We start from the raw sequence: 21,602 nt of genomic DNA, 5'->3' as shown, positions 1-21,602 counted from the left end.
TCCACTCGATTTGATCTCTGTGGGGCCTGCTGTTGTTCCCGCGGTGCTGGATACCACCTTGATCACAAACGAGTGTAATTACGTACAGTAGTGTGCAAATCGAACTCTGGGTGGAATCTGTGGAGTGCAGATGGGTTGACGAGTCCCGCTGAGCGCAGGGCTCCTCCCTCGACGAAGAAGAGCAAGGAGAGCTCAGTGGTCAAGCGTTCGGTGAAGTTCGGCCTTGTAGCAGCAGCGGCTGCGACGATGCTGGTCAACTCGACCGGTTTCGCGTCAGCTGCCGGAACGATGAACATCGTCTACAGCCCGATTGTCACGATTCCCGTGTCGCCCGGCAACGGCTATGCCGGTGCGGTGGGGGTCACGGCGACCTGTCCGGCCGGGCAGGTCCTCACGGGCGGCGGAGCCGAGGTGAAGGCCGGGAATTCATACGTCCACCGTTACAACCTCTCGGTGAGCAGGCCCAACGGCGCAGAGTCGTGGTGGGCCTACGCCACGAACAGTGACACCACCAACCCGGGAACGCTCCAGGCCTTCGCGATCTGCGCGAAGACGACCAACCTGGACGTGGTCCACACCCCCTGACGCGGCCGCGAAACACGAACGAAGGGGCGGTACTCCACCGAGAGGACACTGCCCCTTCGTTCATCGGAGCGGGCCTCAATCCGCGGAGCCACGGGCCTGCCCGGTGCCCCGACACATCGAGCACCCGGGACAGCGCCGCGAGATAGAAACCCCGTGGCGCGTACTTCCCGCGCTCCCACCGGGCCACGTACTCGCGCGTCAGCGCCGTCCCGTGGTCGCGGTTGATCTCATCGGCCAGACGGGCCTGCGACCAACCGTGCGCGGTGCGCAGGTCGCGGACCAACTCCCCGATGTCCATGGGGACATCTTGCCCCCGGCTTTGCCCCTGCCCGGGGTTTTTCGCGGGCCGAAAGTAAAGGCGCCAGCCCGACCCGCGAACGGGGTGCACCATGAACGCCACCGACCACCCCCACGAGGAGCAATGCTGCCTGCCGCATGAGCAGGCCGGCGCCTTCCAGCGAGGCGAGTGCGCGACCGATGCCGTGCCAGCTCACGCCACTTTTCAGGGCTGCGTCGATAGCCGACGTCGACACGGCGGTGTGCATTCCCAGCACGAGCCGGTTGACGGTCTCCAGCGCCTGCTGTGGATCCGCCATCACCTGCCGTTGGAACTCTGCTCGCAACAGGCCCTCGGCCACTACGAGCGCTGATGATCCTGCTTTGTCGTCGTCCACACCTGGTCAACGAGCTCAGGCTGGGCAAGCCACGCGCCGGGCAAAGAAGCGTGAGACGGCGACTAGGTTCACTGAGACGAGACAGCTGGAAGAGAGGGGGCTGACGCGAAAGGACATTGTCCTGTCTCAGTTGATCTAGGCCCGGTCTCAAATGATCTGGTCCGACTCGTTCCGCGTCACAGATGGTCTGGTCCGCCAGGGCACCTGCCGGCGGGGAGGCAGCCTTCGCCAATGGGTACAGGGGCCACTGGGGCTCGCGTGCGGCGCTGTCACTGGTGACTGGCGTGAGCGCGCCGACAACGCCCCCGGGGCAGGATGGGATTGTTTGATTGGCTTTCGTGAAACCGCCCATTCTCGTAGCGTGTCCAATCCCGGTGAGGGTCTGGACGCGGAGGGCGGTGTGGGGTGGATCCAGTCTCGGTGGCGCTGCTGGCGGCGCTGGCAGGCGGTGCCGGTGGTGAGGCCGGACGGCAGGCTTGGTCAGGGCTGAGCGCCTTGGTACGGCGCCCGTTCCGGTCTGGTCAGGGAGATTCCCCCAATGCTCCGGCGGTCAGCTCCGGGGAGGCCGAGCTGACCAGGCTAGCGGAGGCGCCAACAGATCCGGCCCGCGCGCAGGTCCTGAGCACCGTCTTGGCAGTCCGGGCCGTGCTGGACGCAGATTTCTCTGCTGGTTTGCAGCGATGGCACGAGCAGGCGCGGCTGGTGCGCACCGGTGACGGTGAGGTGCACAACACGATCAGTGGTGGGACCTTCTCCGGTCCGGTGCTGCAGGGCCGGGATTTCTCTGGAGTCTCCTCCACTGCCCCGCCCCCGCCTGCCCCCGGCGCCAATGCGCCGCCGGTAGAAGGCTGACGGCATGGCCGAGCCGGACGCGTTCGGCGAGGACGGCGTGAGCGAGTCGATATCGAACAGGATCAGCGGCGGCATCTTCTTTCATGCGGTGATCCAGGGTCGAGACATCACGGTGCAACTGCCCGCTGAGGTCATCCCGGCGCTGTCGGCACTGCCTGCCGGCAGTTCGGAGTTCATAGGCCGGGAGGCAGAGTTGAACGTCTTACTGGACGTCCTCGACCCTCGTTCGACGAGCCGGACGGCGTTGTCTGTGGTCACGGGCCTGCCGGGAGTAGGTAAGACGGAACTGGCCGTCCAGGCCGTGCGCTCGGCCCAGCATCGCGGCTGGTGCCCAGGGGGCGTACTCTTCGTCGATTTACACGGCTACGACGGGCCAAGGCGGCTGACGCCGGGTCAAGCCCTCGACGGCATACTACGGGCGCTCGGCGTGCCGGCCGAACACATCCCGCCACGTCCCGACGACCGCTCACGCCTATACGCCTCCATTCTTACGGCCTACGCGCGAGACGGCCAGGCTCTGGCCGTAGTGCTGGACAACGCGGCGAGCGTCGAACAGGTTCGCAGCCTCCTGCCAGTCGACGGCAGGACTCGTGCAGTCGTCACCTCCCGGAATAGCCTGGCCACCCTGGATGCCCGGTTGCTCGATTTGGACGTATTGGACGAGGAGACGTCGGTAGGGCTCCTCGCGGGCATCCTGCGACGTGCCCGCGGAACCGACCACCGCACCACCGGAGACCCGCAGGCTGCCTATGCGATCGCGAGACTCTGCGGGTACCTCCCCCTGGCGTTGCGGATCGTTGGAGCGTTGCTCGCCGAGGAACCCTCTCGTCCACTGGCGGAGCTGGCGCGGGACCTTGAGGACGAGCGGGCCCGACTCGCGGAGCTGGAGGTGGAGGACCTGTCGATCCGTTCAGCCTTCGACCTGTCCTACCGGACCCTGAGGGGCCCCGTCGCCGAAATGTTCCGGCTGCTGGCACTCCACCAAGGACCTGACATCTCGACCCAAGCTGCCGCCGTACTCGGCCTCACGGACGAGCGGGAGTCGCGCCGGGTATTGGAGTCTCTGGCCCGTGCCCATCTGCTGCACCATGACGGCACACGAGGTCGCTGGCGACTGCACGATCTAGTACGGCTCTTCTCCAGTGAGCGCCTGGCGTCTGACACCCCACCTGAGCAGCGCAAGGCGGCCGGGGAGCGGCTGGTGACGTTCTATCTCAACGGAATACGCCAAGCTGCGGGCATTTTGCGGCTGGACTCACCGGTGATGCGCGGCGAGGAGATCTACTTCGACCCTCGCTCAGATCCGGACGATACCGCGACCGAGCGGTTCCGGGAGCACTTCCGCTCGACTGTCCGGATGGCTGTCGAAGTCCTCAGCGAACAGATGCCCCACCTGCTGCCATTCCGGGACGCCGCCAGATCGGATCATGAGCGCCTGTTGCGCCGTGACCCCTTCGGGGAGGCCCGGCGTTCCGAGGTGGCGGGGGTCCTCACCTGGCTCGAATCCGAGCGCGCAAACCTACTGGCGACCGCCGCCCACACCACATCTTCGAACGAGGGGGTTGGTCTCACGGGACTGCTGGCGTCGCTGGCCAGTTTGCTGAGAGACGTCGCGGAAGCCATGCGATGGCATTCGGAGATCGGGGCGATGGCCTCCGAGGCCCACTGGCAGGCGGCCGCGCTTCACCGGGGCCTCTCTGATCCGCGTGCGGAGGCGGTGCACCTCAACAACAGTGCCGTCATGGCCGAGCGGCCGGGCAAGCAGAGCATCGAACGGCAGGCGAGGGCCGTCGAACTCTTCGAGGGGCTCGGGGACCACGCCTCTCATGCGACAGCCCTCGCCAACCTCGGCACCGCCCTCCACTTGCTGGGCCAGTACGAGGGGGCCGCCGCAGCGCGGAGGCTGGCAGCCGACGAGTTTCACCAGACCAGAAGCGCGAACGGTCTGGGCGAGCAACTGGTCCGACGGGGGATCTCCCTGCGTGCAGCCGGGCGGATTGATGACGCCGTCGACGCGCTCGGCCTGGCGGCCAGGGTCTTCGACAGCAACCGCTCTCTCCAGGGCGAGGACTACGCCCTCGATGCCCTCGTGGAGCTGCTGGACGGGGTGACCGAGCCCGCCCTTGCTGCGTCGGTGCTTGGCAAGGCCGCCGATATCTTCGGTCGTGCCGGCGAGGTCTACAAGCACGGGTTCGCACTCATCAACCTGGGTCTGGCTCTGCGTCACCTGGGCCGCCACGACGAGGCGGCCACCGCCCTGCAACGGGCGGACAAGTTCTTCGTCCCCTTCGTCGACGAGACCTGGGCAGCGGAGCCCTTGGAACGGGTACGGCGGTACCTGGCCGACCCGACGCAGAAGACTGGCCAGGACTGGTGGGCCCAGCGCCACCGCTTCGCCCGCTGGCGCCGTCCTTGAACAACGGAACTCAACACCGTCCCGTCACAGCCGGCCATCTGACGGGCGACCACCCGGGCGCAGTCTCAGTTCGAAACGGTGGAACCGGACCAGATCGACTGAGACACACATCCTTCCGGGGCCAGATCGCCTACGACTTCCGACCACTCTGGCGTCTCAACTGATCCGGTCGCCGCATGTCACAGCACCGTCAACAGGCCAGATCATTTGAAACGGGACAGGGAGACTTCCGGGCATGGATGTGGAGTCGCTGGCGGTGGAGTTGTTCGGGCTACGGCCCTCGGAGTTCACCGCGGCCCGCGACGAGTACGCGGCCAAGGCCCGCAAGGCCGGGGAACGGCAGCTTGCCGCCGCTATCGCGGCGCTGCGCAAGCCCACGGTCGCGGCATGGGCGGCGGGGCAGCTGGCCCGCCGCCGGCCGAAGGAGGCGCGCAGCCTCGTCCAGCTCGGCGAGGCGCTGCGTACCGCGCACCGGACTTTGGATGCCGAGCAGTTGCGGAAGCTGTCGCATGACCAGCATGTGGTGATCGGGCGCCTCGCGCGCACGGCGCGCGCTCTGGCCGCCGAGGCCGGGCAGACGGTGAGTGAGCCGGTGCTGCGCGAGGTCGAGCAGATTCTGCACGCGGTCCTTGCCGACCCGGACACGGCCGCCCTATGGGCGGCGGGCCGGTTGGTGAACGCTCCGGACGCCGCATGGGGGTTCACCTGCCTGGAACCGCAGCCCGGCACCACTCCTCCCCAGCGGGCAGCCCGGCCCGCCACGCGGGCCAAGGACCAATTGCGGCCCCCCGCAGCGGATGCCGAAGGACGGGCGGTGAGGGCGTGCCGTGAGCGGGGAGCGTGTCGGATTTCCGGAATCTTTCTCTCCGCTTTGATCCGCTACTGATGATAAGTAAGGTGACTCTGATGTTTCCGGCTGGCATGGTGCTGGCTACGGTGAGGGGATCGTTCGTGAGATTTGGTGTTGTTGGATCTGCCCTTCGGGCAGGGGCGGCAGTTATTTCGGCCGTTGTGATGGCGTTGTGTCTTCCGGCGTCTTACGCGTCTGCGACTGTGGTTGACGGATGGGACTATCTCCAGGCCGATCATAGCTTCCAGTGTCTTGAGATTGCGGATTGGCGTACCGACAATGGCGCTCCGGTTCGCCAATGGCCATGCATCACGGGAAACGGGAATCAGTTGTTTTTGTTTAGCGATTCGCAACCCGGTACGTTGAAGATCTATCACAGTGGCAAGTGTCTTGAGATTGCGGATTGGCGTACCGACAATGGCGCTCCGGCCCGTCAGTGGGGCTGCACGGGAGGGAATAACCAGAAATGGTTGGTCCATTGGAAGGATGGAGGATCCAGGCTCGTATTCGAGAATTACCACAGCGGTAAATGTCTTGAGATTGCGGATTGGAGTAGGGATGTCGGTGCTCCGGCTCGCCAGTGGACATGCTCGAATGGGGAAAATCAGAAGTGGCTCGGCCGCCACTAGGGCCTGTCCGGCGGATCTTGTGACTGTCTGCTTGTCTGGTCGTTAAGCCGGGCATGGGGCGGGGTGATCTGACGAACGTGGAGTGGGTGCGGCTTGAACCGCACCTACCTGCCACCGGTCTGCGGGGCGGACGCTGGCGCGACCACCGGTGGGTGGTCAACGGAATCCTGTTCCGGGTACGGACGGGGATCCCGTGGCGGGACCTTCCCGAGCGATACGGCAGCTGGAAGACGGTCTACGAACGCCATCGGCGCTGGTCCGCCGACGGCACATGGGACCGGATCCTGCGGGCCGTCCAGGCCGATACCGATCTGGCGGGCCGGCTCGACTGGAGCATGGTGGGCGTCGACTCGACCACGTGCCGGGCCCACCAGCACGCGGCCGGGGCCCGCAAGACCGCCCCGAGGGTCCCGAAAAAAGAACGACGCCTCGACACCACCGCCCCGACGAGGGACTCGGCCGGTCCCGGGCGGCCTGACCAGCAAGAACCACCTGGCCGGCGAAGGCGGCTGCCGCCCGCTCGCACTCCTGGTCACCCCGGGCCAGTGGGGCGACGCACCCCAGTTCGCGGAAGTCCTCGCACGAATCCGCGTCGCCCGGCCCGGCGGCGGGCACCGCCGGACCAGGCCGGACCACGTCAGCGGCGACAAGGCATACAGCTCACGCCACAACCGCAGCCACCTGCGAAGACGCCAGATCAAGCACACGATCCCGGAACCGAGGGACCAGCGGGCCAACCGCAAGCGCCGCGGCAGCAAAGGCGGCCGGCCCACCGGCTTCGACCACGAGCTCTACAAGCGCCGCAACGAAGTCGAACGAACTATCAACCGGCTCAAACACCACCGGGCCGTCGCCACCCGCTACGACAAACGCGCCTACGTCTTCCACGGCACCATCACCACAGCAGCCATCAGACTCTGGCTCCGCGAATGATCCGCCGGACAGAACCTAGCCCCGCCCCAGCCAGCGGGCAGTGCGGCAAGAGCACGTACCCACCCTGCCCACGAAGAACCTCCGGGGGCTACGCCCATCACCCAGGGGAGAGCCCTCTGCCGCGCCCAGGTCACGCCACAACAGCACGGAACCACCACAGTCCACCCTCACGACGGCATTCGAACAGCGATCCACCGACTGCCTCCCGAAGTGGTGAACAACTGCTGCCCGTTCTCGTGAACAAAGCCAGGCCGCCTCCGTGCGGCTGAGCTCACCGCGCAGGTAAGTGACCAGCGTCCGCAGCCGAGGCAGGTCGGGGGGCAGGATGGACACGCTCAGCGCCCGTACTGTGCCTGCCGCGCGGCTTTGCATGACGAACACGTGGGAGACGCGCCGGCCCCGTATTTGCAGGTTGGGGCGTGGCCGTTCGCGCACGGCCCGGTCTGGCTGGGCGACCAGGTGACGGGCTGGGGTCTGGCGGGAGTTTCGGGGGTGGGCATGGCGGACTCCTGGGCGAGCGGAAGATGTTCCTCGCATTAGAGCGTACGTTCGAATTTCGAGGCGAGTGCGGCACAGCCCCACCCCCTCCGTTCGTGTGACTGGTCGAGCCGGCAGTCACTTGGTCGCGATGCCTGTCACCGCGCCCTTGCCAGCGGCCTCATGAAGCACCTTCGGATGCAGGCGTATCGGGCACAGGAAGCCACGCTGCCGCCTCTTCGCTCCAGCGCAGGTGGTGGCCCCGCAGCTCTGGTCGGGTCAGGTCCAGATCGATCAGCGCCAGTTGTGCCTCGTCACTGAGTCCCGTGCCCACCTCGATCGTCGTGACGCGGGCGCGGTGCGTGAGAACGAGGTTGTTGGCCTCGCCGCGCTGACGCCGTGCCTGCCTCCGGACCTTCACGCTCGTCCCCAGGCGCTCCCCGAGGCTGGTCGCGAATGCAGTCACGAACGGGCTGATCGCGGCCACGACGAGCAGTGTTTCGTAGGGGCTCGCACCGACAGACCGTCTCTGTTCTGCTTCCCGGGGATCCGCGTAGGAGTACGGTTCCGGGGCTCGCCCGTTCGCCAGTCGCGATCTCCGCCATATGAGCAGACCCAGCATCGAGGCAACGGCGACGGCTATGAAACCTAACCAGGCAAGCCATGAGTTCATGGGCGCCATTACAACCCGCGGAATCATGCGGCGGTAGACCTCCCGAACCCTCGCGGCGGGCCGAGACGAGAGGTCGGGTCGGGCCTCTGGTGGGGACAACTGCCGTGCCCAAGCGGCGCCGGTGACAACTAGCTCGACCAGCCGCAGTTCGGGTGTGGGGCAGGTCACATCGGCCGGGGTTGCGGGGCTTGGGGGCGATCGTGTAGCACGCGTACGAGTTGCGTCCACACCTGCTCTGGCCTGCGATTATCCGGGACTTGCGGGGCTAGCCCCTCGGCGTTCCACAGTGCGGATCACACCTTCGACCGGAGGTGTGATCGGTGGTTTCGCGTAAGGAGTCAGCTGACATGGGCACGACAGGAACGGGCGGAGAGTCGACGGGCGAGGAGTCCGGGCGGGAGCCGGGCGGGCCCGCCGGGGAGCCGGCCCCGCGCCGCCGCCGGACCGGTGGCCGCCGACTGGTGGGCCGGGTGGCCTCGGAGCTCGCCGGGGAGGTGGCGCAGGTCGTGGTGTCCGCGTGGGCGCCGGAGTGGGCGGATGCGGTGGGGGTGGCGGCCGCGGTCGCGCAGGCCGCCGTACGGCTCACCCGGGGGCGAGGCGGACGGCCGCACGCCTGGCCGCATCTGCGGGGGTCCCGGGGCCGCCCACGCGGCCCGGGAGCCCCCGGGGGTGCCCACGCCAGCGGCACCCCCGGCCCCGTCCGTCCGGGGGCGGCCCGCACTGCCCCGCAGGGGTGATTTTTGCCCTCGCGTACGCGTAGGCGGCTTGTGCGGTGTGCTCCCAACTCGCCCCAAAATCAGGGCTGTTGACAGCAAACAGGATCTTTCGGAATGTTTCCGGCGCGGCCCGATCGTCGGGCCGGTCGATGTGTGATCGGAGTGTGATTCGTGGCGCGTTCGGTACGTGAGAGCTACGACGAGAACCAGGCCGCGGGGCCGGCTGCGGGTACCTCTGGCGGCCTGGCGGTGGGCGGTCGGCTCGGGCCTGGTCCCGCCGGCGGACGCCGGCCCGGGGCAGTGGTCGCGGGCGGTGGTGGAGGCCGCCGACCCCGAGGCCGTGCGCGCGGCGCTGCGGGGGCCGATCGGTGCCGGGGTGGCGGCGGACCGGCTGACGGCGGCCCTGGGGGAGCCGTTGCGGTGCCGGCCGCGGGTGACCGCCGCGGCGGTCGGCCACCTCGCCGGGGCCGGCCTGCTGGTCCGCCTCGGCGGGGACGCCGAGTGCCCCGACGTCCACCCGGACCAGGTGGCCGTCCTCGGCCGCCGCCGGGACCTGCCGGTTCTCCTCGACCGGCACGTCCCCCTCGGCTCGGACCAGGCCGCCCGGCGCCTGGGCGTGCGCCGCGTCGACTTCGACGCGGTGGTGCGCCTGGGTTGGGTCGCGCCGGTCGGCTCGGTGGAGATCGACTACAAGCGCCACGGCGGCGTGACCACGGTCCCGCTGTACTTCGCCGAGGACGTCGCCCTGCTTCCCGTCGTCCGGCCCTGGGTCGACTGGCGGCGGTGCGCGCCACCCGCGCGGGCCCGCCGCTCCCTGCTCGCCGCCCTGGACCCGGTTGTCCCGGGCCGGGACCGGGTGCTGCTGGCGGAGGTGGCGCGGATGGCTGGGCTGGGCCGGGCCGCGGTGGCGTGCTGGCGCCGCCGGCACGCCGACTTCCCCGCCCCGGCCGGCGGCACGGACGTGCACCCGCAGTTCGATCAGGCGGCGGTCGTGGCCTGGCTGCTCGCCCACGACAAGATCGAGGTGCCCGTGGGCATGCCATCGGCCTCGCTGGCCGTGGTCGGCCCCGGCCGCCGCACGTTCCGCCTCGACGGACCCTGGCTGGACCTGGCCGACGACGCCGAAGGAGAGGACCAGTTGTCCGGCTGGTCTACCGATGCGGACGCCGACGAGCTGGCCGCCCTGGCGGCGGGGGAGTTCGGGGCGTGGGTGAGCCGGCTGACGGCGCCAAATACGGCGCCGTTGGCGGTCCTGGGGGAGATGAGGGTGATCGAGCGGTTCCGTTCGGGGTCGGGCGGCCTGCGGGTGACGCTTGCGTGGCCGGCCCGCCTGCGGGGCACAGCCGCGGAGGGGAGGGCGGGCGGGGTAGTCCGCCACGGAGTCCCGTATGCCGGCTCGGGGTAGCGGTGCGCGTGCCGCCGGTGCGACTGCGGGGGCCTGGTCCCGGTGTCCTGGTGCGCCGAACACGGGGACGCAGCCGGCCCGGTGATGGAATGGCACCCTGGCGGCGGCCTGCGCTGCGCGAACCTGCGCCACAGCCGTGCAGCGGCCGAACGCGCTGGCACTGTGCCCGCCCGTCCGGTCCCGCCACAAGTCCCGGCGTACATCTAGCTCAGCCGGCCCATTGGACCCCGAGGGCGGCGAGCTGCTCCTGGCTGCTCGCTACAGGCCGGTGTTGTTGCTGGCCAGGAGGTTGACCGTGTGGTCGGGGACGTTGTGCAGTACTCGGTGGTTGGCGAGTTTGATGTTGGTGTCGCCGATGGTGGCAGGGGTTGCGCCGCTCTCGGCGTGTGTGGTCAGGAAGTAGGCGGCCAGGCCGGCGACGTGGGCCGCTGCCTGCGCGGTTCCGGACAAGGTGCTGGCAGGGCTGCTGCCGATGGAGGTGGAGATGATGCCCTCCCCGGGGGCGTAGATGTCGACGGCTGGGCCGAAGTTCGAGCGAGACGACAGTGAAGACCCCGGCCCTGATGGCCGAGGTGACCGCGGCGTCGACGTCGTCGTTCTTCGGCCCGCACGCACCGATCAGGGCAACCGAGGGGCGGCCGGTCTCCTTTGCCTGCCGGGCTGTGAACTCCAGGCCTTTGATCAGGTCTTTGGGGCTGAAGCCGGTGTGGTCGTGAGCGACCTTCACCGCGATCACGTGTGCCTTCTTCGCGACGCCGAAATGGCTGCCGGCCGCGATCCCGGCCAGGTGGGTGCCCCGGCCGTTGCCGTCCTGGTCCGGTGAGGGCGCAGTACGGGGCCGAGCGTGTCCGTCCTGCCGCCCGACCTGCCCCGGCTGCGGACTTTGGTCACCTACCTGCGCGGCGAACTCAGCCGCACGGAGCAGGCACTTGCCGCCGCTGAGGAGCGCGAGGCCGCCGCCATCCGACAGTAGCCGGCCCCCTATCCACCCACGTGGCTGGTCAGGCGCGGGATCGGCGTCGGTCAGCTCCCGGCCGCGTCCACACCCGGGCCTGCGGGGACAGCGGCAAGCGCTGCGTCCCCGCAGCCCCTGAACAGGTCCGCCGGTTCCTGGCCGAGGGTGTGACCGCCTCTCCCGCCTACCACCCCGACACCGCCCTCGGCCGTCCTTCCAGGGTGGTGTTGTCGCCGACGCGGGCCAGGTGCGCGGCGAGGAGACCGGTGCCGCCCGGGTTCGTGGATCTGGTCCATGCGGACCGCGAGCAGCCTGGGATACGAGGGGGGCCTGCCTCGGTATCGCCGGGCGTCCTCGCGGACCAGGCCCTCGCCGACGGCCGGCCCTCGCTCGGGCTGCTCAACGCGATCTACGGCAAAGCCCCCGCCGCAGCGTTGCACGGCGACCGCGGGAACGGTGAGGAGGTCACCGTCGACCAGCCGGAGCCATGGCCGTTGGGAACGGCGTGCAGGCGCCTCTGAAGAGCTGGCGGGCCGTGCCGGCGCGGCTGGGCCGGCAGCAGACCCCGCAGGACCCGGCCAGCCGAACGTCCCGTGGCCGCCGGTCACAAATGACCGGCTGCGCGACCTGTACTGCCGCCCTGGCCCGGACCACCCTCGTGACCGGAAACCCCACACCTACAGATGGAAGGGCAGGAAGTCATGGCTTCAGGCAGAGAGAACACCCCCGCACAGGACCTCCTAGAGAGCCGAAGGGCGGGACGTCGCCCGCCGTCATGATGATGCGACCCGAATCCGAAGAGAAATCCGTAGATCGAGGGGTGACTGTGATGGCGCAAGAGAGCAAGGGCGGGGATCTCGGGTGTGCGGGGTTCCTGGTGATCCTCACGTTCCTGATCGGCCTGTGGGGCTTGAACCAGATCAACTCTGAAGGCGAATGCGGCGGCGAGTCGATGCAGTCGGGTAGCACCTGCTCGACCACCGTCAACGGGCACATCACAAGCCGTGACGCGGACGAACAAGCATCTGAAGATCACCGCTTCGGGTGGATCGTCCTCGGGGGCGCCGGAGTGCTCGGCGTGTGCGCCATTTTGGCCATCGCCAACGTCGTCTCGAACTACCGCGACTAAAGTCCCGGTCCGGGGCCCCGGACCGCCCAGGCGGCCCGAGATGTGGTGTTCGCTGGTCGTCAACAACGCAAGGGCCAGTAGCTCGGGATCGTGTGGGACACCGCGTACGCCGGCTTCGACCAGAACCTCGCCGCCGCCCGCGCCTACTATGAGCAACACGGGACGCTGGCCGCGCCCCGGCACGCCACCGCCCTCGACCGCCCGGTCGGGCAGTGGCTCACCACCATCCGCCGGCCCGACGGACTCGGGAAGGACCCGGTGCGTGCCGGGCGCCGGGCGGCCGCGCTCGCCGCGATCGACGAGGACTGGAACCCGAGCGACGACAACCACGGGTGGACGGTGGACTGGCAACGCCACTACGCCTACCTCGCCCAGCTCCTGGAGGAAGGCGCCCGCCTGACCGCCATCACCCCCGGGGTGACCCGGCACGGGGAAGACGTCGGACGGTGGCTGGCCACCCAGTGTTGAGCGACGTTGAAGGTGTGCATGGCGGCGACGTGGTGGTTGTCGACGTGGGGCTGTGAAAACGACCCCGGTGGCCTTAGGCCACCGGGGTCTTCGTGTTCATGGTGTCGGCTTCGGACCAGAGCCGCGACCAGGGCGGCACCGGTCTCCGCGCCGCGCACCTGGTTCGCCTGGGAAGGCCGATACCACTTGGCAGGACGGCCCGTCCTCCACCACGGGCGGGCGGCTCGTGGAGGCGACCCTGCACTCCCTGACGACACCGCCCTCGGCGCCGGCCGCGCCCGCCTCCCGGGTCCGCGCGTCCCCGACGGCTGCCCGCTCCCGCTCCACCACGATGCCCGCCGCTGCGGCCTCCGGACAGCAGGCACCGACGGAAGCCGCCGTTCCCGCCCACCGGCAGCAGACCGCACCGGCCAGAGGCGCGAGGCGTAGGCGGTGGGCGAGCGGGTGCTCGCCGGTTGCGCCGGGGTGTTAGAGCAACCCGAGGTATGCCTTCGTGGAGCGTGCCTCGGTCAGGACGATCGCTGCGGCCGAGAGTACGAAGGCCGCGATGAAGCCGGTCAGTTGGTTCTGCGCCTGGCTGGTGTCCAAGTCCGCTTGGGCCACCATGGAACCGATCGCGACGCCGGACAGGCCGGCCGGCACCATTAGCAGCTGGCTCAGCCGAGGGCCCGCCTCCGGCTCACCCGACAGCACCTTGGCCCCGTTGCGCACCAGGGCAACACCGAACGGGATGACGAAGGCGCAGAGGAAGACCAGCCAGCCCACCTCGCCGAATGCGCTCAAGCCCCACACCATTCCAGACACCCCAGCGCACCCCACCACGAGACCGTACGCAATACCGAGACTTCCCGCCGCTGTAGCGGTACCAGGGCGCCGCCGAACGGGGGGACCGGAACGACCGCCAAGGCGCGGGGGAACGGGCAGGTGTGACATGAACCAACCTCCTGATGATGAAAGGTACTTGAGGGTCAGCACTTCTTGAGGGTCAGCACCTTCTTCGCGCGGACCCAGAAAGGGAGCAACGCCCCCAGCCGGAGGGGACGCAGCCCGGCCGCCGTCGACGGCGGCCTATGGGCAGGGGACCGCAAGCCTTCAATGGCGACACGTGGTCACCACGGTGAGCAGGATGAGGGCGCCCGCTGTGAGCAGCAGGCACACCTTGTGCGTGGAAGGGCCGCGCCTTCGGGTCTCGACCTGGCCGACGGGGTGCATGCCGGGGTGCTTGCGGCCGTAGTGCTCCATCTGCCGGCGCACCCCCTCGGAACGGTCGACCCAGGGCGTCTTGAAAGTGCACTCTCCGCACCAGAAGCGGTTGGCCACGTCGCCTCCTTGCTGTGACGTCCGTAGGGGCACGGACCTCAACGTTGTTCTCGGCCATGGTTCTTGTACAGGTCAGACACCCGGCCATTGGTGACCGGCGGCCACGGGTAGGCTCACCAGCTGTTCGTACTGGTGGATCAGGAGAGATGCCGGATGACAGAGGGCCTCGGCACGTTGCTACGCAAGCTGCGCGACAAAGCGGGCCTGACGCAGGAGCAGGTGGCCGAGCGGTCCGGGGTCAGCGTGCGCACCATTCGCCGGCTGGAGAAGGGCGGATCCACCAACCACCGAATGGATACGGTGAATCTGCTCGCGGACGCGCTCGGCGTGGAAGGCGCAGACCGTCTACTCCTTGCGGCTACGCTCACCAGCTCATCCACGGCGTCCCACGATGTGGGTGCGGACAACGGCCTCAGCCCCGGCCACGACCGTGGCGTGTCCGCACCCGCACCTGTGCGCCCACCTGCACCCGAACCCGCGCCCGCACCACCCGCCGGGCCGCCCCTCCATCCCACGCTCGCCGACGCAGCGCACGAGCTGGCGACGGAGATCCGGCGTCGCTGGCGGCGCGAAGAGGCGCAGCGTCGCGTCCACGACCCGTTCCCCCTGCCCGTACGGTGGAAGCCGGCGCCCGCCGCGCTGACCGACCGGGCGGAGAACATCCAGCGGCTGGGGCCCGGCGGGACTGCGCGGGAGGTGGATCTGGACGGCGACCTGCGGAGCACGGCCGAGGTCTACCTCAAGATCCCCTCCGGGCGGCTGGTGATCCTCGGCCGAGCCGGCTCGGGCAAGTCCATCCTCATCATCAGGCTCGTCCTGGACCTCCTGGAGACCCAGGCGCCGCACCGCCGCGTGCCGGTCATCTTCAGCATCGGCTCCTGGGACCCCTCGACCACCGCACTGCGCGACTGGCTGATCGGCCGACTGCTGCGCGACCACCCGCACCTGGCCCGGCGCAGCTCCGGCGGAGCGACCCTGGCCGCCGCGCTGGTCGACGCCGACCTCATCCTGCCGGTCCTCGACGGGTTCGACGAGATCGCCGAAGGGCTGAGGCACGAGGCCCTGGACGCGCTCAACGCAACCTCCTCCCCGCTCGTACTCACCAGCCGGCGCGACGAGTACGCCGAGGCGGTCAGCGCGGCGCACGCCCCGCTCGTCTGGGCGGGGGGCATCGAGCTGACCGACCTCACCCTCGAAGACCTCGCCGACTACCTGCCCCGCACGACCCGCCCCGTCCCCACGTCCGGCGCGATCCCCGCCCACGACACCGGCGCGCCCGGCTCGCCGTGGGACGCGGTCATCACGGAACTGCGCACAGGCCAGGGGTCGGAACACATCAACCTCGCCGCCGTGCTGACGACCCCGCTCATGGTCATCCTCGCCCGCACCCTGTACAGCGACACGCCCGACCGGGATCCCGCCGAGCTCCTGGACGCCACCCGGTTCCCCTCCGTGAAGAGCCTGGACGAGCACCTGCTGGCGGGCTTCGTGCCCGCGGTCTACCGACGCCGCGCCCCCGAACAGGACGCAGACGGCCGACAGCCCAAGGCGCCGTACGCCGACCCCGCGCGGGCCGAACGCTGGCTCGGCCACCTCGCCCACCACCTGGTCCGCCTCGACCGCGAGCGCCAAGACCTCGCGTGGTGGCAGCTCGGCGATTCGCTGTCGCGCTCGACGCGGACCATGGTCTTCGCACTGGCCACCGCCGTGAGCATCACACTGATCGACTGGGTGGTCGGCCTGCTGCTCACCCCACTCTCTGTCGGCGAACTCCTCCTGCGGGGCGGCCTCATGGGACCCGCCGCAGGACTCTGCTTCGGAGCCGTCTACGCGATGGCGGACAGATCCGGCGGCGCAGCGGCCTTCGAACCGGCCCGCGTACGGCTGACACTGCGCCCCGCGCACGACGGCCTCGGCCGCAGACCCCTGCGCACCTTCACCTTCCGTGCCGGGCAAGGCCTGATCGGCGGAACCGTCCTGGGCGTCGGATGCGCTTGCGCCCTCACCCTCCAACGCGCGCTGGTCTCCGGGACCGCGCTCACCGATCCGCACGTGGTGGAGGCCACCTTCATCAACATGCTGGTCCTCGGGCTGATCTTCGGCTCGGCCGGCTGTCTCGTCTTCGGTCTCATGGCCGCGCTCGAAGCACCCGTGGACGTCACCGCGGCGGCCACCCCGGTCAGTCTGCTGGCCTCGAACCGCACGACGGCCGGCCGGCAGTTCCTCATCCTCGCTCTGGCGTTCACCGTGGCCATCGCCTTCGGCGGGCACCTGATCCTCCATCTGCTCCGGGGTGCGTTGGGACCGCTTAACTGGGGCGTTGGGGAGAATCTCTTCATGGGTGCGGCCGGCGGGCTTGGCGGGGCTGCCTCCTACGTGCTCACCTTCACCGCCTGGGGCCAGTGGATCGTGCTCGCACGTGTCTGGCTGCCCTTGACCGGACGGCTCCCCTGGAACCCCGCCGCGTTCCTGGACGACGCCTACCACCGAGGGGTACTGCGCCAGACCGGAGCCGTGTACCAGTTCCGCCACGTCCGGCTGCAGCACCACCTCGGACGTACGTTCCGCGGTCGGCACCGGGACTTCGCCCCGGCCACGTTCACACCGCCGCCGACCGGCGCCCCCTGACCACGCGAACACGACATCGGCGCCCCCGGAACGGCACGGACCGGGGGCCGTTCGAAGGCCGGTCACCAATGGCCGGTGGCTTGGCCTGTTGGCCGGGCGGATGGGGACACCACCATCGAGACGTCCGGCTCGCGGCAGCTCAGCACGCCGCGAGCCTCCTCGACGAAGGATTTGCTCATGACGTCCCTGCGCCTCACCTCACTCGGCGCGGCCCTCGCGCTCACCGTCCTGGCGGGCGCCGGCGCGGCACACGCCGCCGTGCCGGCCTCAGTACCGACCGCATCGGCCACCGGGCTGACCTCCGCCCCGCTGGCCGCCGCCTCCCCGGCTTCCGCTGCCGTCCCCGACTTCAGCGACGGCTACGGTCTGTCCGTGCTCCGCGAAGAAACGCAGGTGCACAGCCCCACCGACTTCACCCTCACCGTCACCACCCCGCAGCTCTCCGGGAAGCACCAGATCCGCATCCTCCTCCCGGCCGCCTACGACAACACCCCCGGCCGCCGCTGGCCGGTCACGTACTTCCTCCACGGCGGTGGCGGCAACGTGAACGACGTCGCGGCCGCCCCGGCGCTGCACTCGGACTCGATGATCACCGTGGTCCCGGACGGGGGAATGAAGGGCTGGTACGCCGACTGGCTGATGCAGAACACGGCCGAAGGGAAAGCGAACTGGGGGACCTTCCACCTCACCCAGGTCGTCCCGTTCATCGACGCCAATCTCCATACGCGCGCCGACCGCGCCCACCGCGCCGTCGTCGGACTGTCCATGGGCGGCTACGGCTCCCTGCACTACGCCCAAGCCCGGCCCGACCTGTTCGGTCACGTGGGGGCCCTCTCCGGGGGCATCGACTTCGGTATGTGGCAGGTCCGAGGGGCCGTCCTGGCCACCGAGCTGAACCTCGCCGGTGCTTGGTGCGCCGCGAGCAGCTCGTCCGGATCCGGCTCCGGCAACTGCGCGGGCCACGGCCCCTATGTGGACAGCGACGCGATCTTCGGCTCCCCGTACCCGTTCTTCGACGCCGACCGCGTCTTGAAGGCGGTCGATCCGGCCGCGCCGGTCAACCTCGCCAAACTCTCCGGAACCGGCATCACGCTTTACACGGGCAACAACGACCTCATCGACGTCCACACCGCGACGGCTTCCCACACCTTCAAGGCCCGCCTGGACCAGCTGGGCATTCCCAGCCGTCTCATCGACTACGGCAACGGCGCGTCGCTGGCCCCGAGCTGCAACGGCGGCCACAACTACGGGTGCTGGGCCCCGGCCTTCGCGGACTATGTCCCGCGCCTCGAAGCCGCCTTCGCCGCGGCGGGCTGACGGGGCTCACCCGTGCTGACCACGTATTGGACAGATTGGAGAAGGAGGGTGCGCTCATGGTGAACTCCAGTACCGGTCTCCGCCTCGCCACCGACGGATTCGTACACAGGGTGAAGGGCGTCGATCGAGAGCTTCCCTGGTCGAAGATGACGGGACTGGCGCCCGGCAAGGACAAGCTGATCTGCATCACCCACGCCAAAGGCGCCTGGGACGGCTTGCACGCCGCTTGCGGACCGGACACCGTCGTTCTGCAGGATGCGCAGCGGCTGTGGGCCTGTACGCACAGGGGGCAGCGCACATGAGCTGCGATCAGCCCGGACCGTCCGACCAGCAGCCACCCGGCCCGGCCGGAGTGTTCGGCCCGCCTGACGTCTCCGGGCCGCAGCCGTTCGGCCAGCAGGTCTGGGGCCCGCCCCAGCAGCCCCACCCCTTCGGCCAGCCCTCCCCGTACGGCGCACCGGGTGGCTTCCCTGGTGGCTTCCCGCCCCCAGAGCCGGCCTCGGGGAAGAAGACCTGCCTGATCATCACCGGAGTGATAGTCGCCCTCGCGGTGCTCGCGGGCGCAGCATACTTCGCGCTCGGCGGCGACAGCGACGGCGCGAGCACCGGTGACATCACCGTGGACAGCAAGGGCTACAAGCTCGTTGCCCCGGAGTCGGTCGATGCCTACACGAAGTCGAGTCCGGGCAGCGCGCCTGCCGAGCTGAACGCCGAGCAGAAGCAGGAGGCCGCGGCCGCCGGGGTGAACAACGCGCAGGCGGCGTCCGGCATTTACAACGCGGAGAGCACTGACCCCAACGATCCCGCGAAGGTGGGCGGCAAGCGCCTGACCTTCGACGGCCTCTACGGCGACATCCCCGACCCCGCCACGGCGCTCGACAACTACTTCGCCAACGTCACCAAGAAGGGCCTCAAGGGCGACGGGAAGGCGCGGGGGCTCAAGATGGAGCGGCTCGGAAGCCCCCGGGCCGTAAAGCCCGCCGGTTTCGACGGCGCGCTCATGAAATGCCAGGACGTGAAGGTCACGCACGACAAGGATGCCGGCGCACCCAAGGGCGGTGCCGCGGAGTTCCAGTATCCGATCTGCGCCTGGTGCGACTACTCCACTCTGGGAGGCGCCAACGTCTTCGAGTTGGCGCAGGCGAAGACCGGCGGCAAAGGCGCCTCGCAGGAGGAGGTCGCCGCCCTGACCGCAGAGCTCTACAGGACGGCCCGCAAGAAGGCCTGACACACAGGGGGACGGGTCCCTGCCGAAGCGATCGGCCGGGCTCCGTCGGCTATGGTCTCTAGTTGATGATCTGCATGGTTCTGTCGGTGGTTTTCGGCAGGTTTTTGTCAGTGGTCTGGGTGTGGTTTCCGCTGGTAGGCGTGGGTGTTCGGTACTGACGTGAGGTGCCGATTTGGTGCTGTCATGTCTGGCGTTTGTGCTGGTCGTTTTGGTGCAGATCGGGTTGGCGTGGGCCAGCGCCGTCAGTCAGCATTCCCTTGCGTCTCAAGCCGTCATGGGGAGGACTGCTACTCGTTCGCGTCGGTGAAGCTCACCCTCAATGCGACCATGGCGCCAGAGGCGTCCAGGTCGGCGAACACGGGGAAGTAGCCGTCGCCCCAGCTGGTCATTGCGCAGAGCAGTCGGGCGTCGCCGATGTCCACGGTTCCGGCCTCGACTTCAGAGGCACGAACCTGTCGCATGATCTGCCAGTGATGGGAATGAGGGCAAAAGTCCACCATCATGCGCCGCCCGGTCTCCTCCTTCCAGCTCTGCACAGCGCGGGCCTTCTCCCAGGCCTGCGCCACGGGCAGCCCAGCCCATCCGCGGACACCGGCTTCGCCGGGTTCGCCCAGTTCCGGTGTCGAAAACTTCGTGGCGGCTTCCTCTGCGGCAGCGCCCCAGAATGCGACGTCGGCCAGGCCGTCGATGGGCTCGTCGTGCTGCCAGGCGTTCAGGGCGTCTGTATCGCCGAAGAGCACGCGGGCCCAGTCGACGCCGACCTCACCCAGACGCACGGATGACTGCGGTGTGGCTTCGCTCATCCGCACCGATATCTCAGACCAGCGCGGCCCGACGCCCTCGCCGTGGTCGACCCGTGAAGCCAGCACCGGCAGGTGACGATCGGTGGGCACCCCTCCTACTGCGACGACGGGCACCCCGAACATCAGGAAACCGCCGCCGCCTTGAGCGGCGGTACGGCGCGCGCGTTGGGCATGTGGTTCGCGGCTGGGCAACGCCGCCAAGCGGGCGTCCAGCCGTGTGGTCCGGCAGTGCTCGTCGAACATCGACTCAAGCTTCCCTGCGCGGGAGGGGGGTATGTCGTGGAGCACGGCACCTGGCTGCCGGTCGAAGGTGCGGGCCGCGGCCGAGGCGTCTGGGCCGACCACGGCAAAGTCGACTGAGTTGCGTACTTCGGCAGCCATCGCCGGATCGTCAATACCAAGCAGAGCAGGATCGATTTCCGCCGGCGAACGTGCTCCGCTCCACGTCCCCAGATGGCCGCCGTCAACGACGACCAGAGTGCCTGACGGGCAGCTGATCTCTCCGAGCCTGAAGATCTCTTCCATGGCGCGCGAGTCTACGGCCGTCCCTGGGGCCGTCAGCAGGCGCACTGGGACGATCCGGTGAAGCGGATGCCCAGGCTTGAGACAGACCCGTCAGTTCTCACCGTCGCAGTCAAGTCCACGCGCTGAAGGCCAGCGGCCCGTCATGCCTGGTCTTGCCTGACCGTCGCTGGTCTACCTCAACCTGGCCAGCAACATCGGCGTGTTTCCTGGCGCCGGGAGGTCTCGCCGTCTGTCTGCACCGCTGGGCCCGGGCCGGTGGGATGTCAGTGGGGTAGACGGATGTGTATGGCGTCGACGTGTTCGGTGAGGGTGGCGGCATTACGGGTGGTGATGAGGGGGTGGAGGGGGCTGGTCGGGGGACGGCCGGTGTCTTGATGGTGGTGGTGTGCTGCCCTGAAGAGGGTGTGGGCCCAGGCGGGCAGGGCGTGGACGCGGCAGCGTCGGTGGGTGTGGGGGCGTGAACCTTGACGTGGGTGCCGTGGGGCCCTCTCGGCCGGCCAAGCAGCGTAGAACCGCGTGGACATCGCGTACACGGGGTTCTGTCCTTCAGAGTTGAGACGCGAAGCGGCTCAACCAGGAGTCTGGAGCGAAGCGAAAGACTCCGAGGCCGAAGCCCACGAAGCGGGCGCCAGCCCGTCCTGCACGAAGCGCGGGGTCTCACGCTCCGTCACCGGCGCGCAGCGCCCGGCCGTCCCCGGCCAGTGCGTGGTTTGGTGCGTGCACGCAGTGCACAGGAACCTGGCACGCATCGCACACAGTTGCCCACCGCTTGGGTTCTAGATTCAGTCGTCGGGCTCAGTTGTCGTGGACCACGGGGTGTGAGCAGTCTTCTGAGCGAGTGTGGCTGTGCTGGCTCACTGAATCTGCCCAGTAGGCGGACGGGCCGGCTCTCTGGCCTGCGGAGTCTTGAGCTCGGGGTCTGGCTGCTATTCGGCGGTGGTTCTTCAGTGCTTTGGCGTTTCGTTTTCAGTGGATGCTGCGTTGTGTGACCTGCAGGTTTGCTGTGGGGGTGTGGCGTT

The 21,602-nt window shown here is 69.0% G+C and carries 20 protein-coding genes and 3 pseudogenes; 16 read left to right on the top strand and 7 right to left on the bottom strand.

The window, feature by feature from the left end; genetic code table 11:
• The first annotated feature begins 195 nt into the window (after positions 1-195).
• Positions 196-585: a hypothetical protein gene (locus tag ACFYZL_RS35485; RefSeq protein ID WP_388684860.1), complete on the top strand. Its 390-nt coding sequence runs from the start codon at positions 196-198 to the stop codon at positions 583-585.
• Positions 586-697: 112 nt separating this feature from the next.
• Here ACFYZL_RS35485 and ACFYZL_RS35480 read toward each other — a convergent pair.
• A pseudogene (locus ACFYZL_RS35480) lies at positions 698-883 on the bottom strand (helix-turn-helix transcriptional regulator); the annotation flags it as partial.
• Between the two features lie 91 nt (positions 884-974).
• Here ACFYZL_RS35480 and ACFYZL_RS35475 point away from each other — a divergent pair.
• From ACFYZL_RS35475 to ACFYZL_RS35455, 5 genes and pseudogenes are all read left to right on the top strand, one after another.
• Complete coding sequence (locus ACFYZL_RS35475) at positions 975-1,235, top strand: hypothetical protein (protein ID WP_388684748.1); 261 nt, start codon at positions 975-977, stop codon at positions 1,233-1,235.
• An 880-nt stretch (positions 1,236-2,115) separates the two neighbouring features.
• On the top strand, positions 2,116-4,527 hold the full coding sequence (locus tag ACFYZL_RS35470; protein WP_388684746.1) for an AAA family ATPase: 2,412 nt from the start codon (positions 2,116-2,118) through the stop codon (positions 4,525-4,527).
• 235 nt (positions 4,528-4,762) lie between these two features.
• Positions 4,763-5,413 carry a hypothetical protein gene (locus ACFYZL_RS35465; protein WP_388684744.1) on the top strand — a complete coding sequence of 217 codons (651 nt, stop codon included), beginning with the start codon at positions 4,763-4,765 and terminating at the stop codon, positions 5,411-5,413.
• Positions 5,413-6,006 (top strand): RICIN domain-containing protein, encoded by a 594-nt coding sequence (locus tag ACFYZL_RS35460; protein ID WP_388684741.1) that lies wholly within the window; start codon positions 5,413-5,415, stop codon positions 6,004-6,006. The genes ACFYZL_RS35465 and ACFYZL_RS35460 overlap by 1 nt, the downstream gene beginning before the upstream one ends.
• Positions 6,007-6,059: 53 nt before the next feature.
• Positions 6,060-6,939: pseudogene (locus ACFYZL_RS35455) on the top strand (IS5 family transposase).
• 658 nt (positions 6,940-7,597) lie between these two features.
• Here ACFYZL_RS35455 and ACFYZL_RS35450 read toward each other — a convergent pair.
• Positions 7,598-7,903, bottom strand: a complete 306-nt coding sequence (locus ACFYZL_RS35450) for a hypothetical protein (protein WP_384759363.1) — start codon at positions 7,901-7,903, stop codon at positions 7,598-7,600.
• Between the two features lie 533 nt (positions 7,904-8,436).
• On the opposite strand from ACFYZL_RS35450, the gene ACFYZL_RS35445 reads away from it, so the two are divergent.
• Both ACFYZL_RS35445 and ACFYZL_RS35440 read left to right on the top strand, forming a co-directional pair.
• Positions 8,437-8,826 carry a hypothetical protein gene (locus tag ACFYZL_RS35445; protein ID WP_388684738.1) on the top strand — a complete coding sequence of 130 codons (390 nt, stop codon included), beginning with the start codon at positions 8,437-8,439 and terminating at the stop codon, positions 8,824-8,826.
• A 166-nt stretch (positions 8,827-8,992) separates the two neighbouring features.
• Positions 8,993-10,210: a hypothetical protein gene (locus tag ACFYZL_RS35440; protein WP_388684735.1), complete on the top strand. Its 1,218-nt coding sequence runs from the start codon at positions 8,993-8,995 to the stop codon at positions 10,208-10,210.
• A 258-nt stretch (positions 10,211-10,468) separates the two neighbouring features.
• On the opposite strand, the gene ACFYZL_RS35435 is transcribed toward ACFYZL_RS35440, so the two are convergent.
• Together ACFYZL_RS35435 and ACFYZL_RS35430 are read right to left on the bottom strand one after the other, a co-directional pair.
• Entirely contained in the window at positions 10,469-10,825 is a 357-nt protein-coding gene (locus ACFYZL_RS35435) for a S8 family serine peptidase (protein ID WP_384754859.1), read from the bottom strand.
• A gap of 94 nt (positions 10,826-10,919) precedes the next feature.
• Positions 10,920-11,003 (bottom strand): annotated as a pseudogene (locus ACFYZL_RS35430) (hypothetical protein); the annotation flags it as partial.
• 51 nt (positions 11,004-11,054) lie between these two features.
• On the opposite strand from ACFYZL_RS35430, the gene ACFYZL_RS35425 reads away from it, so the two are divergent.
• The 4 genes from ACFYZL_RS35425 (at position 11,055) to ACFYZL_RS35410 (ending at position 12,762) form a co-directional block, all read left to right on the top strand.
• A complete protein-coding gene (locus ACFYZL_RS35425) occupies positions 11,055-11,183 on the top strand; it encodes a hypothetical protein (RefSeq protein ID WP_384754856.1) in 129 nt (42 codons plus the stop codon).
• 20 nt (positions 11,184-11,203) lie between these two features.
• A complete protein-coding gene (locus ACFYZL_RS35420) occupies positions 11,204-11,686 on the top strand; it encodes a DUF6233 domain-containing protein (protein ID WP_384754853.1) in 483 nt (160 codons plus the stop codon).
• Between the two features lie 308 nt (positions 11,687-11,994).
• Positions 11,995-12,294, top strand: coding sequence for a hypothetical protein (locus tag ACFYZL_RS35415; protein ID WP_345504202.1), 300 nt, complete (start codon positions 11,995-11,997; stop codon positions 12,292-12,294).
• A 90-nt stretch (positions 12,295-12,384) separates the two neighbouring features.
• Complete coding sequence (locus ACFYZL_RS35410; RefSeq protein WP_388684731.1) at positions 12,385-12,762, top strand: helicase associated domain-containing protein; 378 nt, start codon at positions 12,385-12,387, stop codon at positions 12,760-12,762.
• A 468-nt stretch (positions 12,763-13,230) separates the two neighbouring features.
• Here ACFYZL_RS35410 and ACFYZL_RS35405 read toward each other — a convergent pair whose 3' ends face one another.
• Both ACFYZL_RS35405 and ACFYZL_RS35400 read right to left on the bottom strand, forming a co-directional pair.
• Entirely contained in the window at positions 13,231-13,545 is a 315-nt protein-coding gene (locus ACFYZL_RS35405; protein WP_345504206.1) for a hypothetical protein, read from the bottom strand.
• 309 nt (positions 13,546-13,854) lie between these two features.
• Positions 13,855-14,082, bottom strand: a complete 228-nt coding sequence (locus tag ACFYZL_RS35400; RefSeq protein WP_345504208.1) for a hypothetical protein — start codon at positions 14,080-14,082, stop codon at positions 13,855-13,857.
• 153 nt (positions 14,083-14,235) lie between these two features.
• Between ACFYZL_RS35400 and ACFYZL_RS35395 the strand changes: the two genes are divergently transcribed.
• From ACFYZL_RS35395 to ACFYZL_RS35380, 4 genes are all read left to right on the top strand, one after another.
• Positions 14,236-16,710, top strand: a complete 2,475-nt coding sequence (locus ACFYZL_RS35395) for a helix-turn-helix domain-containing protein (protein WP_388684728.1) — start codon at positions 14,236-14,238, stop codon at positions 16,708-16,710.
• A 177-nt stretch (positions 16,711-16,887) separates the two neighbouring features.
• Entirely contained in the window at positions 16,888-18,027 is a 1,140-nt protein-coding gene (locus ACFYZL_RS35390; RefSeq protein ID WP_388684725.1) for an alpha/beta hydrolase, read from the top strand.
• Between the two features lie 56 nt (positions 18,028-18,083).
• Positions 18,084-18,329 (top strand): hypothetical protein, encoded by a 246-nt coding sequence (locus tag ACFYZL_RS35385; RefSeq protein ID WP_384754838.1) that lies wholly within the window; start codon positions 18,084-18,086, stop codon positions 18,327-18,329.
• Entirely contained in the window at positions 18,326-19,255 is a 930-nt protein-coding gene (locus tag ACFYZL_RS35380) for a hypothetical protein (protein ID WP_384754835.1), read from the top strand. The genes ACFYZL_RS35385 and ACFYZL_RS35380 overlap by 4 nt, the downstream gene beginning before the upstream one ends.
• Before the next feature lie 287 nt (positions 19,256-19,542).
• Here the strand turns inward: ACFYZL_RS35380 and ACFYZL_RS35375 are convergent, their stop codons facing one another.
• On the bottom strand, positions 19,543-20,583 hold the full coding sequence (locus ACFYZL_RS35375; protein ID WP_388684722.1) for a hypothetical protein: 1,041 nt from the start codon (positions 20,581-20,583) through the stop codon (positions 19,543-19,545).
• Positions 20,584-21,602 lie beyond the last annotated feature (1,019 nt).

The organism is Streptomyces sp. NPDC001717 (assembly GCF_042892775.1).
Lineage (GTDB): Bacteria > Actinomycetota > Actinomycetes > Streptomycetales > Streptomycetaceae > Streptomyces.
This window is presented reverse-complemented; position numbering and strand designations above follow the sequence as displayed.

Coding starts and splice junctions, on each gene's coding strand:
- ACFYZL_RS35475 (WP_388684748.1), top strand. CDS start 975: ATGAACGCCACCGACCACCCCCACGAGGAGCAATGCTGCCTGCCGCAT.
- ACFYZL_RS35470 (WP_388684746.1), top strand. CDS start 2,116: ATGGCCGAGCCGGACGCGTTCGGCGAGGACGGCGTGAGCGAGTCGATA.
- ACFYZL_RS35465 (WP_388684744.1), top strand. CDS start 4,763: ATGGATGTGGAGTCGCTGGCGGTGGAGTTGTTCGGGCTACGGCCCTCG.
- ACFYZL_RS35460 (WP_388684741.1), top strand. CDS start 5,413: ATGATAAGTAAGGTGACTCTGATGTTTCCGGCTGGCATGGTGCTGGCT.
- ACFYZL_RS35445 (WP_388684738.1), top strand. CDS start 8,437: ATGGGCACGACAGGAACGGGCGGAGAGTCGACGGGCGAGGAGTCCGGG.
- ACFYZL_RS35415 (WP_345504202.1), top strand. CDS start 11,995: ATGGCGCAAGAGAGCAAGGGCGGGGATCTCGGGTGTGCGGGGTTCCTG.
- ACFYZL_RS35395 (WP_388684728.1), top strand. CDS start 14,236: ATGACAGAGGGCCTCGGCACGTTGCTACGCAAGCTGCGCGACAAAGCG.
- ACFYZL_RS35390 (WP_388684725.1), top strand. CDS start 16,888: ATGACGTCCCTGCGCCTCACCTCACTCGGCGCGGCCCTCGCGCTCACC.
- ACFYZL_RS35385 (WP_384754838.1), top strand. CDS start 18,084: ATGGTGAACTCCAGTACCGGTCTCCGCCTCGCCACCGACGGATTCGTA.
- ACFYZL_RS35380 (WP_384754835.1), top strand. CDS start 18,326: ATGAGCTGCGATCAGCCCGGACCGTCCGACCAGCAGCCACCCGGCCCG.
- ACFYZL_RS35375 (WP_388684722.1), bottom strand. CDS start 20,583: ATGGAAGAGATCTTCAGGCTCGGAGAGATCAGCTGCCCGTCAGGCACT.